Genomic DNA, 12,963 nt, shown 5'->3' with positions numbered 1-12,963 from the left:
GAGATTTTTCTCGGGTTTTTTGTTTGGTGAAAAAAGCTTGGCACTGAGCCGAATGCTTGCTATACTTATATTCGGATAAAAACAAAGGAGCGGGACAATGGATTATGATGTAATTGTTATTGGTGGCGGGCCATCTGGACTTATGGCGGCTATCAGTGCAGCAGAGAAAAATAAACGAGTACTATTAATTGAAAAAGGACCAAAACTGGGACGTAAATTAATTATGTCTGGTGGTGGACGTTGTAATGTAACGAACAGGAGACCAGCAGAAGAAATTATTAAACATATTCCTGGGAATGGTCGCTTTTTATATAGTGCGTTTCATGCGTTTGATAATGAAGATATTATTCGCTTTTTTGAGAAACTTGGGGTGGCTTTAAAAGAGGAAGACCACGGCCGAATGTTTCCTGTTTCAAATAGCGCGCGTTCTGTCGCTGAGGCAATGATTCAGCGAATGGAAAAACTAGGCGTGAAAATCTATATGCAAACAGCCGTGAAACAAGTGGATTATGAGGATGGACATGTGAAAGGCGTGACGCTGAAAGACGGCCAAGAAATTTCAACGAGTGCGGTCATTGTTGCAGTTGGCGGTAAATCTGTTCCACGGACTGGTTCGACAGGCGATGGCTACGCTTGGGCGAAAAAAGCAGGACATACCATCACAGAACTTTATCCAACAGAAGTGCCGATTACATCCAGTGAGCCTTTTATTAAACAAAAAGTGTTACAAGGAACGTCGCTTCGAGATGTGTCCCTTTCTGTTTTAAATGCAAAAGGGAAGCCGATTATTACGCATCAAATGGATATGATTTTTACGCATTTTGGTGTGTCGGGACCAGCAGCGCTTCGTTGTAGTATGTTCGTCCTTCGAGAATTAAAGAAAACAGGCGCTAGTACGGTGAAGATGCGTCTTGATTTATTCCCGAATGTATCCGCTGCGGAACTTTCAAAAGATGTGTATAAATTGTTAGAAGAGAATCCAAAGAAAGCCTTGAAAAATTCGTTAAGTTCGCTTTTACAAGAGAAGATGTTATTGTTTTTACTTGAAAAAGCAGACTTAGATGAAACGGCTGAATATAAACAAGTAAGTCCGAAAAAAATCGAGCAATTTATTCAGTTATTAAAAGATTTCACTTTTGAAGTAAATGGCACGCTTGATTTTGAAAAAGCGTTTGTGACAGGTGGTGGGGTTTCTGTAAAGGAAATTAAACCAAAAGAGATGCAATCGAAGTTGATGGAAGGATTATTTTTCTGTGGGGAAATACTGGATATCAATGGTTATACGGGTGGATATAATATTACTTGTGCGCTAGTGACTGGGCACACGGCAGGAGCTTATGCGGCGGAAGTTTCAAACGCATAAAAAAAGAACCAAATCTGTTATTCGCAGATTTGGTTCTTTTTTCTTATTAACCGATTAATTTTTCGTGGAACATTCTTTGGCAAAGTTCCATTTTTTGTTCTTCATTTAGATCTTTCGTATTTAAGCAATAACCGCTGATACGTAGGATTACTGGGATACCAGCTTTGATTTTTTCGATTACTTCGTCGTGGTTAAGAACGTTTAAGTTGATGTGTTGACCACCTTTTGTGAAGTAACCATCTAGAATACCAACAAGGTTATGGTGTTGTTCTTCGGTTGTTTTACCGAACATTTTTGGAGCTCCTTGGATAGTTAAGGAAATTCCATCATTTGCATAGTGGAATGGTAATTTAGAAAGACTAGCAAGATTATCTAAGAAACCACCTTTTGCTTTGTTAGAAGGGTTAGCTCCAGGGCTGAAGAATTCTGGTTCTTTGACGATTTTGCCATTTTCATCAAATACAGGTCCTTTATGCACGGGGGAGTTACCACATTGTTTTGAGTAAGCAACATTAGAAGTGATTGTTAGAACAGAAACGGTTGCTTCACTATCTTTATAAAGTTTATGGGAGTCTAATTTGTCTTTGAACATTTTAAGAACCATTACAGCGATATCGTCGGCACGGTCATCATTTTCACCGTAACGAGGGAAGTCGCCTTCTACTTCATAGTCATATACAAAACCATCTTCGTCGCGGATAGTTTTTACTTTGGCGTGTTTGATGGCACTTAGGCTATCTACTACGTTAGCGAATCCACAAATACCGAATCCCATGTTGGCTGTTACTTTAGATGGTAAGAAGGCCATTTGCATGCTTTCGTAGTTGTATTTGTCTGTCATGAAGTGGATGATATTCATTGCATCTACATAAGTGTCTGTTAACCAGTCCATTGATTTATCGAATTTTTCTAGTACTTCTTCGTATTCAAGGTATTCGGTTGTAATTGGTTCTACTACATCGAATACTTGGTTTTTGTGAAGATCATCTTTACCGCCGTTGATAGCTCCAAGAAGACATTTCAGTACGTTGACACGAGCACCGAAATATTGCAGGTTATGAGTTTCACCTTTGTCTTTGTCTGCTTCTGGGTTAAGTGGGCTAACACAACAGCTGATACATTGCATATCGCCGTAACCTTCTTCTTGCATTAATTTATCATTTTCGTATTGAATGGAGGAATGTTTTACACTCATTTTCATACAATATTCTTTAAAGCTTTCTGGTAAACGAGCATCCCATAGGACAGTTAAGTTTGGTTCTGCTGAGTTTCCTAGGTTATCTAAGCAGTGTAAGAAACGATAATCTGTTTTAGTCACACGATGGCGACCGTCTGCGCCCATACCAGCCATAGAAGTTGTAACGAATGTTGGGTTGGAAGCGTAAAGTTCGTTATAACCATCTGTTCTTGCAAAACGAACCATTCTTAATTTAAGGGTTAATTGTTCGATTAATTCTTGTGCATCGAATTCAGTGATAATGCCTTTTTCTAAATCGCGTTGGATGTAGATATCAAGGAAAATCGGAATACGACCGAATGAGCTTGCAGCACCGTTTGCTTGTTTGATAGAAGCAAGGTAGCCCATGTAAGTCCATTGTACAGCTTCGGTTGCATTTTCAGCTGGACGTCCAAGTTCTAAACCGTATTCGTTACCTAAAACGATTAAGTCTTTAAGTGCTTTGATTTGTAACCAAATTTCTTCACGCAAACGAATGTTTTCATCAGAAGAAATCGCAATTTTTTTCAAGTCTTGTTGTTTTTCAGCGATTAAGCGATCCACGCCGTAAAGTGCTGGTTTTTGGTATAAACCGATGATTCTTCCGCGGGAGTAAGCATCAGGAAGACCACTAACGATATGGGAGTGACGCGCACGTTTGATATCGTCTGTATATGCTCTGAAAATACCATCATTTGCTGTAGAACGATTTTTTACGTAGAAGTCATGTAATTCTTGATCAATGGAATAGCCGTTGTCTGTTAAACATTGTTCTGCTGTTCTAAGACCACCATTTGGCATAAACGCTAATTTGAATGGTTTGTCTGTTTGTAAACCAACGATAACTTCATTTTCTTGGTCCACGTAACCAGCTTTGTGAGACGCCACATTGGATACGATCGCGTTATCCATATCAAGTACGCCGCCTTTTGCATCCATTTCTTCTACAAGTTTATTTATTTTTTCATTAAGTTTAGTTGTTCTTGGTGTGCTCTTTTCTAAAAAGCTTTCATCGCCATCGTAAGGAGTGTAGTTGTCTTGAACGAATTGCCCTACACTAATGCTTTCTTGCCATGCGGTTCCTTTAAAACCATCCCATGCTTTTGTCATTATAATTTCCTCCTTCAATTGTGTTCCTTTTCACTTAAAGCCAGAAACTTGTTCTTAGAATCTTTCTTCATTGAACAGCATACTCCTTTGTGAAAACGAAAACAATATAAAATCAGAAAGAAAATAAATTTCTTTTATATAACTAGAAAAGGCTTTCAACAGCTGTGTTAATACAGTTTTTGTGAAAATGAGGCAGGGAGAGGAGTGGGTAAAAAAAGAAGCCTAGCGAAAGGGCTAGACTTCTTTTTTCTTTGTAACTTCTTCTAAAAAAGTATCAACTATGCTGTCTCTTTTATCTACGAAATTTGGGTTGGCGCGACTTGGGTGGACACGGTTAGAAAGAACGATTAAACTGGCTTGGTGTTTCAAATCGAGCACCATAAAAGTACCAGTGAATCCGGTGTGGTATAAGACGGACTCACCGCGGAGGTCCCAGCCTAGTCCGCGACTTCTATTTAGGCCCGGCGTATGATTTATTTGCATGAGGTGCCATGTTTTTTCAGAAAGAATTGGAGCACCGTGTTGTAACATGAGCGCATCCCGGAATTTGGAAAGATCGCTTAGGGTGCTAAAAAGCCCGGCATGTCCTGTGCCTGATTTGGCGGTCCAAGCTTTAAAATCATGTACATCACCTTGAATTAAACCGCGTGTTTGGTCAAGCTCGGTTGGGATAACTTGTTTTTTATTTGCGGGATGAAAACTTGTATCTGTCATACTCAGGGGTTCTAAAATATTGTTTTGAATAGATGTTTCATAATTGCCGTCTATTTTGCTAATCAAATAACCGAGTAAAAGAAAATTTGCATCGGCGTAAGTGACCGATGTTCCGGGAGCATTAATTTGAGGTGTGGCATACACATAACGCATAACGTCTTCTGGTGTGTTCATGGAAAAGTTAGGGATATTTTGCGCGAGCCCAGAGCTATGTGTGAGTAAATGCATAATCGTAACATTATTGTACCGGAAATCTGGCAAATACATTTGAATAGGGTCGTTTAATTGGAATCTTTGTTGTTCGATAAGTTGCAAAATACGAGTAGTCGTAGCAATTACTTTGGTCAAAGAAGCGATATCATAAATGTTTTCTGTTGTTCTTGGTAAGATTTCTGCTTCTGGAAAAACGGATTTTAATCCCATGATGTTATTTTCTTCCAGATAATTAGTTTTAATTTGATAACTAATTCCCGGAGTGGAGCCGTTTTGGACGAGTTGATCTAGTGATTGCTTCGTTTTGTAGAACATATCTAAACTCCTTTATAAATAGGTTGCCACATTTCGCGCTCGATAGCTTCGGTGACATTCGTTAATTCGACTTGATGGATGTTTTCTTTTATAGCTTGGTTAGCGACAGCGATGGCTACTGCACGCGATGTTTCGCGAAGGGTGCGCACATGTGGTAGAAGAGCTGCGCCTGCTTTGTTTGGTAAAATCTGCTCAGCGACAGCCATAGAAGCAGCAGCGAGCATACCATCTGTAATATATTTCGCACGAGTGACAAGAGCACCGAGTCCGAGCCCCGGATAGAGAAGCGCATTGTTCGCTTGACCGATTTCATAAGTAGTATGTTGATACTCTACTGGTTTGGAAGGGCTACCTGTAACAATAAGCGCTTTCCCATCTGTCCACTGAATTAAATCAGAAGCAGTTGCTTCCGCCAATTTTGTTGGATTAGAAAGTGGCAAAATCGCTGGTCGTTCTGTATACTGGGTCATTTTTTTGACGATGCTTTCTTTAAAGGCACCGGTGACACCAGAACAGCCGATTAACATGGTTGGATGAACTGCTTCCATTAAGTTTTCTAACGTATCTGTGGGCACGTTAGACCACTCAGTCGACGGATGTGCATATTTCTTTTGGCCGGTAGTTAAGTCTGTCATATTATCAAGCACTAAACCATTTCGGTCGACTAAATAAAAATGCTTTTTCGCCGATTCAAAAGGAAGACCAGTTTCGCGCATCCACTGAGCACTAAGTTGATCAGCGATACCGATTCCAGCAGTTCCAGCCCCGAAAATGATAATCTTTTGCTTGCTTAATGGTATTTTGGAAACTTGAATTGTCGCAAGAACAGCGGCAACCACCATGGCTCCAGTACCTTGAATATCATCGTTAAATGTACAAATTTTATCGCGGTAATTATGCAGAATACGACTTGCATTCGCGCGTCCAAAGTCTTCCCAGTGAAGGATGGCTTTCGGGAAAACTTCTTTCATAACATTAACAAAAGAAGCAATAAAAGCGTCATATTCACTTTCTGAAAGGCGGGGACGTTTATTTCCTAGATACAGTGGATCGTTAAGAAGTGTTTCGTTGTTCGTTCCGGCGTCAATAACAACTGGCAGAACACGGTCTGGTGCAAGTCCAGCTGCAACCGTATAAACTGCTAATTTTCCAACAGCGATTTTCACGCCATTCACACCCCAGTCGCCAATTCCGAGCACGCCTTCCCCATCTGTTATGACAATCATATCAATATTTGGATTATTTTTTGCATAGTTTTTTATAGATGCGCTTAATTTTTCGGGTGCAAAGGCATCAATAAATAATGCTTCATCCGGCGCAGTGTAATCTTTATGGTACTGGATAACAGCGTCGCCGATAGTTGGTGTATAAATAATTGGCAAATAGTCAGTCACGTTTTTTGTGACGACATAATAGTAGAGGGTGCGATTTTCATTGTATAAGTTTGTTAAAAGCTGATGTTTATGTAAAGGTGTTTCTAAATTTTCTATTTGCGTCTCGATGCGCACGGCTTGTTGTTCAATTGTTTCGATAATTGGTGGCAGTAATCCGTCCAATTGATAGCTTGCTCTTTCTTCTTTTGAAAAAGCGGTTCCTTTATTTAATAATGGATTATTCATATAGTCAAAACCTGGTTTTAAAGTCATTTTTCAGCACTCCTTTTCATTCTATTCTATTTTACATGGGGGAAAGAAGAATAACAACTGATTCCAAACAAAAAGAAAACCTGACAATAAGCAGATTTTCTTTTTTATTCTTAATGAAAATAATAACCTTGCGCATAGGGAATGCCGATTTCTTGAAGGAATGCTAGCTGCTCTTTTGTTTCCACTCCCTCGACAATTAAGGATTTATGATGCTTTTTAACGTAATTATGAAGTTGCTCAAAGAAGATTTTTTTGCCATCGCTCTCAAATAAATCTCGTAGTAGTAAGCGATCGGTTTTGACAAAATCAGAATGGTGCGCAAAAACGCGATGCAAATCCGCATAACCGGAGCCAAAATCATCAATAGCAAATTTAGTCTCGTGTTTTTTCTGGAATAGGAGCAGTTGTTTTTCTAAGTCGTTCATTCGTTCTTGTGGTAACTTGGATGTTTCCAAAAATTCAAAAACTATTTTCCCGTTATCAAGAAGGGTATCGTGCAACTCTTCTTGATTTTCTAAAAATGTATCATACGAAATATTGACAAATAGTGGCGTGTCTCCGTTTTTGTTAAAGCGTTTCACTGCGTTATGAAGCGTGAGCAGCTCAAATGCTTTTTGCAGACCATCCTGTTCCGCTTCTTCAATAAAATCACTAATCGCATTCCAGTGATCTGTTTTCAAGCGGGTGAGTGACTCATAGCCGAAAATTTGTGTATTTTCTACAGCAACTATCGGTTCATATATTGTATCAAAGTGATTTTGATCAATAATCTCACGTACGGAGGGCTTTTTCATTTGTCCAACTTCTTTCCGTTATTTCTTAAGAGTTATTTCTTTATTTATATAATCGAAAAAATGGGTCGTTTCAGGATTTGACGTATCCATTTTTTCTAATAACTCTTTGGTGATTTTACCATTTTTAGCTTGATTTGTCTTGTTAAAATACTGTGTCAAAAAGGCATAAACGGCGGTAGATTCGTTTTCCGTGCTCGGTTTCTTGGTTTCTCTTCCATAGCGAGCATAAATTTTTCCTTTAGAAGCTAATTCTGTTTGTAAAAAATTATCGAAGTTTGGCTCTATATCACCATTTTCTTCAAAATAAGCAAGCGCGATGAGCATTTGATCAATCATATTGACTTCTTTTGGATCAGCGTATTGAAACTGTCCGTTTTGAAATACTTCTGTAAAAAATGGGTCGGCATTGACCGTTTGAATTGGTAGATAGGCTTTATCGCGATAATTAATTTGTTGCATTGCTTGGATATTTAGATAACTTAAATGGAGCGTATCTGCTTTTTTCTTATGAACAAAATCGTAAAAGTCTACTGGAACTCCTTGTTCAGCGCTATATTTTTTGGTGTTGGCTAGGATTTTATCTGCCATTTTTTTGTAGGACGGGAAACTAAATTTTTCGCTCGCTTGATAAAGTGCTTCTGTAATGCGGAAATCATCTACAATCGCATTAGTCGTTGTGGCGTCGGTTGCTTCCCATTTAATAAAGTTATCTTCGGTTATAAAATTCTTTTCTAAATGACTTACTTGTTCTTGGAAAGTTTTACTATCATTCACTTCGACCAAATATTCCATATAAAGTCCGATGCTCTCGGCTAAATAATGTGGTTCTTGCGCATTTTTGTAATCCACAATTAAACCGTTTTTTGCAGTATAGTTTTCTTTTACATACGTTTGAACAGAGGTGGAAGTGGGTGTGGTTTCTTTTGGTGCACTCACTGTTTTTTTAGGTTCTGGTCGCAGGAAAAAGAAAAATCCGGCACCAATTAGAATAAGTAAAATAAAAATTAGGATGATTCGTTTCATTCGAGTTCCCCCTGGTGAACAGCAATTTGGTTGCGTCCGCTTTGTTTGGCTTGATACAGGGCTTGGTCAGCGGCTTCGAAAAGTGATTCCGTTGTTGAAAAATGAGAACTAGCAGAAGCCACCCCGATAGAAACGGTTACTTTGCCACTTGCGGGATTATAAGGAAACTTCGCTCGTTCCACTTCTTCACGGAAAAAATCAGCAATTAAAGCAGCTTGCTCTGTACCAACGTTTTGAAGTAAAACAGCAAATTCTTCTCCACCAATTCGTGCAAACATGGTTCTTGGTGGGAAGGTGCGATTTTTAAGAATGCTACTAAACTGAGCAAGAACGGTATTGCCAGCTTGATGACCATGAAAATCGTTTATTTCTTTAAAATGATCAATATCAATGATGAAAAGAGATAATGATTTTTTCTTTTTCAGCGATTTCGCAAAAATCCAACCAAACTGTTGGGTGAAAAAGCGCATGTTTGGTAAATTAGTTAAACTATCCGTCATCGCAGTTTCCGTCAAATTTTGGATAACGAGATTACTTTTATCAATGTAATTGCAGGCGTAAAATACCAGTAAGGCGGTTACAAAGAATAGCAGGAAATACTCGATAATCTCAAAACCTTGCAGGATTCGTCCCTCATCAAAATTATTCACGAAATAATAAAGAATCGCTGGGAAGTTTAAAATGATTAAAGCAACAAATCTCGAAAAGCGTTGTTTTTTCCAAAAAGTAACAAGTAAGCACGCGGCAAAAATGAGTGTCATCAAAATAACATAGCGACTAGTAACAGGAGAAGCAATATCAAAACTAATCCGCCCAAAAAGCATTACTAAATAGGCGAAAATGAGTGGAATGCGGCCACCGAAAACACTTGTTACCATCAAAATCAAAATCCGCATATTCGTGTAAATAACGGGATTATTTTCGTAAGCACCTTCATAAATAAAATAAATACCTGCTAAACCATAGTAGACGCCTAGTAGGATGGAAAGAAATAGCCGTCTACCACCATTTTGAAACCAATTTGGGCGATATTGTCTTATTTTTCGAAAAGACATCCCTTGGATAAAAAGGATAGCGAGAAAGAGCGCTAAACTATCTATGTATGAATTAACTAGTTCGAACAAATGGACTCATCTCCTTTTTACTCTCTTAAACAACTGGTTCTGTTTCGCGAATATGCACTTGGTTTCGTCCATTTCGTTTCGCATTATATAGCGCTTGATCGGCTGCATTTAGTAGCTCGTTCGGATTTGAATAATTTCTGCCGTCATAATTTGCAATACCAGCAGAAATAGTAATAACGGAGCCAGAAGCAACAATCGGAACATCAATTTTTTCGACTTTACGTCGGATTTTCTCCGCTAAATGCTCTGTTTCACTGACATTAATATTCGGCAAAATAATGGCGAATTCCTCGCCGCCAATCCTTGATATCACTGTGTTTGGCGGGAAGCTGATTTTTAAAAGCATTTGACTGAAAGTAGATAAAACCCCATTTCCGACTAAATGGCCATATGTATCATTTACCCGTTTAAAATAATCAATATCAATAATAATCACACTTAAATTCGATTTTTTTAACGTAGCATGGTTAAATGCTGCTTCGAACGCCTTTTCAAAATGACGGAAATTCGTCAAACCTGTTAGCGGGTCAAGGATGGTGGATTGCTGCAAATCATAAATTAGCTTATTCGATGTATCGATATAATAAGCCGCTGAAACAATAATAAAAGTAATAAAAAAAGAAACCAAAAAATAGAGTATCCAAACAGGTAAGTCATTTATGGTATACAATAAATGTATTTTTTGATGTAAATAAAATAGCATAAGGGGAATCGCACTAAGTTTGACTAAAACGACTTTTTGAACGGAACTAAGTCGAAGTTTAGCGACTTCCATGCATACAAAGTGAAAACCGATAATTAAAAACACGTAAATCAAATTGGCAAACAGCGCATCACCGAGAAAAAGTTTTCCTGCGACAATTAGTAATAGCGCGATAGTAGCAGGACCTGCCGAAGAAAATAAATGCAGGACGATTAAAATATTAAGTAGCATATCTGTATAAATCCCAGAATCTGTGCCGGGTAATCCGCGGATAATAAAATAAACACCTAGAAGGCCGTAGTAAATGCCCAGTGCATAATTAATAATTTCATTAGAAAATTTAATTTGGAACCAAGCAGGCTTTTTTTCTCTAATAGATCGCAGTGCCATTCCGTGAAAAAAAAGCGCTGATAAAAAAAGCGCCATGCTGTTCCATAATGAATCAAGAATATTTGGCATAAAAAAATCTCCCATATCTCAGCATAACTAATCAGCTGAACTGTTAATATAGGCAGAAGGAAAAATAAATGAATTTTTAGCTGAGACGCAGTACAAAGAACCAACCAATGGGCGAAAGCGTTCTCTAAGAGGATATGTGGTAATGACGACGAGATAAGCTAAAATCTGCCTTTTTGTAATTAAAGCTGGATTTCAGTACAATGGATAGAATGATGTAGAGGATTTTTAGTAGTTTGTAAACTTAACTATTTTCACATATTATTACAAAGAGTTATAAAAAAGTCAACTTGTGTCACAATTGATATAGAGGGGTGTAACGATGCAAAAAATAGTGATTATCGGCGGGGGAATTGTTGGAGCTAGTGCCGCCTATTTATTGTCAAAAGAAAACGTGCAAGTAACGCTAATTGATTCAGATGAACCGGGACAAGCAACGCATGCTGCAGCCGGAATAATTTGCCCGTGGCTTTCTAAAAGGCGAAACAAATATTGGTATGAGCTTGCAAAAAATAGTGCCGCCTTTTATAAGGAATTGGCGGGAACGCTCGAAGGAGATACTGGGCGGAATTCAGGCTATAAACAAGTCGGTGTGCTCGCACTTCGAAAGACAGAAGAAAAAGTAACAGAACTGTTTGATCTTGCGAATGAACGCCGCCTCGATGCGGAAGTTATGGATGAAATTGCAAAGTTGTCAGAAGAGGAAACAAAGCAAAAATTTCCGTTAGTTAAACCGGGATTTGGCTCGGTCTATGTAAGCGGAGCAGCACGAGTGAACGGTGGTTTATTTTGTGAAACGCTACTTTATGCCGCAAAAGAAAATGGGGTAAAAATCAAGTCGGGGCGAGCGCATTTTTCTACTGACGGAAAAGTTCGTGTTGACGGGGAAAATGAACATTACGACAAATTAATCATTGCAGCAGGCGCATGGTTAAAAGAATTGCTAGACGAGGCGAGTTTTCATACAGAAGTTTTAGCGCAAAAAGGGCAATTGCTGGAACTTGATTTTAGCGAATTTCAAACGGATGAATGGCCAGTAATTTTACCACCGAGCGCGAAATCAATTGTCCCTTTTGATAATGGGAAAATTATCGTCGGTGCAACGCATGAAAAAGCTGCTGGCTTCGATACGGAACCAACAGCAGAAGGTAAGGCGGAAATACTAACAGAAGTCAGCCAGTTTATGGAAGGGGATTTAGCGAGTAAAGTGGCCCATGTGGCGGTCGGAACTAGACCATACACGCCTGATTTTGCGCCACTTATTGGTCAACTTCCTGGATTTGAGTCAGTCTTTTTAGCGAATGGTCTTGGTGCTTCTGGTTTAACTACCGGGCCTTATGTTGGCAAACTTTTAGCGGATTTAGCACTTGGAAACACCGTCGATTTGGCTTTAGAAAACTATGAGCCAAGTAAATATATTAGTAGATAGGATTCTTGTTTTCATCGAGTGTGAAACCTTCTCCCATCACATCATGAACGACACTGACGGAAACAAAGGCATGTGGGTCAATTGCTTGAACAATATTTTTTAATTGAATAATTTCATTTTTCGCAACGACAATATAAAGGACGTCTTGGTCTTTTTTAGAGAAGCCACCGCGACCTTCCAACACTGTCACACCACGATTCATCGCGAGCATCACATGGGAAGCAATCGCGTCATTATCTTTAGAAATAATGAGCGCACCGCGAGCCGCATAAGCTCCTTCTTGAACAAAATCAATTACACGAGAACCGATGAATACAGCGACGAGCGTATACATAACTTGACGCACATCTAAATAGGAGAGCGAGGCAACTAGAACAATCGCATCAATAGCAAACAGCGTACGTCCCATGCTTATTCCTTTTGTGTGATTAAGCAGTTTGGCGATAATATCACTACCACCAGTCGTCCCACCGTAGCGAAACACGAGGCCAAGCCCAATACCACTAAAGCCACCAGCAAAAAGGGCGACTAAAAGTAAATCGCTATGTAAATCTAGCGTATAAGGTATTCGCTGGAAAATCCATAAAAATAAGGACAAACTCACCGTTCCGATACCCGTATAAATGAGGGAACGATTGCCTAGAACTCGCCAACCTAATATAAACAAAGGTATATTTAAAATTAAGTTAGAGTACGCTGGATCAATTTGGAAGAAGTGAAGAAGGAATAAGGTTACTCCAGCTAAACCGCCTTCACCAAGGTTATTCGCGATATTAAAATTTACTAATCCAAATGCATAAATTGCCGTACCAAGCATAATAAAGCAAATATTTTTTGTGCGTAATGTTTTTAGCATA

At 38.9% G+C, this 12,963-nt stretch carries 10 protein-coding genes; 2 read left to right on the top strand and 8 right to left on the bottom strand.

Features of this window, described 5'->3' with window-relative positions; translation table 11 throughout:
- The first annotated feature begins 97 nt into the window (after positions 1–97).
- Complete coding sequence (locus AB2Q86_RS10220) at positions 98–1,363, top strand: NAD(P)/FAD-dependent oxidoreductase (protein ID WP_012581069.1); 1,266 nt, start codon at positions 98–100, stop codon at positions 1,361–1,363.
- A gap of 46 nt (positions 1,364–1,409) precedes the next feature.
- On the opposite strand, the gene pflB is transcribed toward AB2Q86_RS10220, so the two are convergent.
- The 7 genes from pflB to AB2Q86_RS10185 form a co-directional block, all read right to left on the bottom strand.
- Positions 1,410–3,689: a formate C-acetyltransferase gene (pflB, locus tag AB2Q86_RS10215; protein ID WP_003732045.1), complete on the bottom strand. Its 2,280-nt coding sequence runs from the start codon at positions 3,687–3,689 to the stop codon at positions 1,410–1,412.
- A 234-nt stretch (positions 3,690–3,923) separates the two neighbouring features.
- Entirely contained in the window at positions 3,924–4,931 is a 1,008-nt protein-coding gene (locus AB2Q86_RS10210; RefSeq protein WP_012581070.1) for a serine hydrolase, read from the bottom strand.
- 2 nt (positions 4,932–4,933) lie between these two features.
- Positions 4,934–6,577 carry an NAD-dependent malic enzyme gene (locus AB2Q86_RS10205; RefSeq protein ID WP_012581071.1) on the bottom strand — a complete coding sequence of 548 codons (1,644 nt, stop codon included), beginning with the start codon at positions 6,575–6,577 and terminating at the stop codon, positions 4,934–4,936.
- A 110-nt stretch (positions 6,578–6,687) separates the two neighbouring features.
- Positions 6,688–7,371: an EAL domain-containing protein gene (locus tag AB2Q86_RS10200; RefSeq protein ID WP_012581072.1), complete on the bottom strand. Its 684-nt coding sequence runs from the start codon at positions 7,369–7,371 to the stop codon at positions 6,688–6,690.
- A gap of 18 nt (positions 7,372–7,389) precedes the next feature.
- Positions 7,390–8,394, bottom strand: coding sequence for a hypothetical protein (locus AB2Q86_RS10195; RefSeq protein ID WP_012581073.1), 1,005 nt, complete (start codon positions 8,392–8,394; stop codon positions 7,390–7,392).
- Entirely contained in the window at positions 8,391–9,518 is a 1,128-nt protein-coding gene (locus tag AB2Q86_RS10190) for a GGDEF domain-containing protein (RefSeq protein ID WP_012581074.1), read from the bottom strand. Before AB2Q86_RS10190 ends, AB2Q86_RS10195 begins: the two co-directional genes overlap by 4 nt.
- A 25-nt stretch (positions 9,519–9,543) precedes the next feature.
- Positions 9,544–10,680 carry a GGDEF domain-containing protein gene (locus AB2Q86_RS10185; RefSeq protein ID WP_012581075.1) on the bottom strand — a complete coding sequence of 379 codons (1,137 nt, stop codon included), beginning with the start codon at positions 10,678–10,680 and terminating at the stop codon, positions 9,544–9,546.
- A gap of 319 nt (positions 10,681–10,999) precedes the next feature.
- Here AB2Q86_RS10185 and AB2Q86_RS10180 point away from each other — a divergent pair, with 319 nt between their 5' ends.
- The gene (locus AB2Q86_RS10180; RefSeq protein ID WP_012581076.1) at positions 11,000–12,106 is read left to right on the top strand and encodes an FAD-binding oxidoreductase; all 1,107 of its coding nucleotides are present in this window, start codon (positions 11,000–11,002) and stop codon (positions 12,104–12,106) included.
- On the opposite strand, the gene AB2Q86_RS10175 is transcribed toward AB2Q86_RS10180, so the two are convergent.
- Positions 12,096–12,962, bottom strand: a complete 867-nt coding sequence (locus tag AB2Q86_RS10175) for a YitT family protein (RefSeq protein ID WP_003723019.1) — start codon at positions 12,960–12,962, stop codon at positions 12,096–12,098. The two genes, AB2Q86_RS10180 and AB2Q86_RS10175, sit on opposite strands and share 11 nt — an antisense overlap.
- Position 12,963: the final 1 nt, after the last annotated feature.

This window comes from Listeria monocytogenes, assembly GCF_041765605.1.
GTDB lineage: Bacteria > Bacillota > Bacilli > Lactobacillales > Listeriaceae > Listeria > Listeria monocytogenes_D.
This window is presented reverse-complemented; position numbering and strand designations above follow the sequence as displayed.

Excerpts from the sequence above, each read along its gene's own strand:
- AB2Q86_RS10220 (WP_012581069.1), top strand. The coding sequence starts at position 98 with ATGGATTATGATGTAATTGTTATTGGTGGCGGGCCATCTGGACTTATG.
- pflB (WP_003732045.1), bottom strand. The coding sequence starts at position 3,689 with ATGACAAAAGCATGGGATGGTTTTAAAGGAACCGCATGGCAAGAAAGC.
- AB2Q86_RS10210 (WP_012581070.1), bottom strand. The coding sequence starts at position 4,931 with ATGTTCTACAAAACGAAGCAATCACTAGATCAACTCGTCCAAAACGGC.
- AB2Q86_RS10205 (WP_012581071.1), bottom strand. The coding sequence starts at position 6,577 with ATGACTTTAAAACCAGGTTTTGACTATATGAATAATCCATTATTAAAT.
- AB2Q86_RS10200 (WP_012581072.1), bottom strand. The coding sequence starts at position 7,371 with ATGAAAAAGCCCTCCGTACGTGAGATTATTGATCAAAATCACTTTGAT.
- AB2Q86_RS10195 (WP_012581073.1), bottom strand. The coding sequence starts at position 8,394 with ATGAAACGAATCATCCTAATTTTTATTTTACTTATTCTAATTGGTGCC.
- AB2Q86_RS10185 (WP_012581075.1), bottom strand. The coding sequence starts at position 10,680 with ATGCCAAATATTCTTGATTCATTATGGAACAGCATGGCGCTTTTTTTA.
- AB2Q86_RS10180 (WP_012581076.1), top strand. The coding sequence starts at position 11,000 with ATGCAAAAAATAGTGATTATCGGCGGGGGAATTGTTGGAGCTAGTGCC.
- AB2Q86_RS10175 (WP_003723019.1), bottom strand. The coding sequence starts at position 12,962 with ATGCTAAAAACATTACGCACAAAAAATATTTGCTTTATTATGCTTGGT.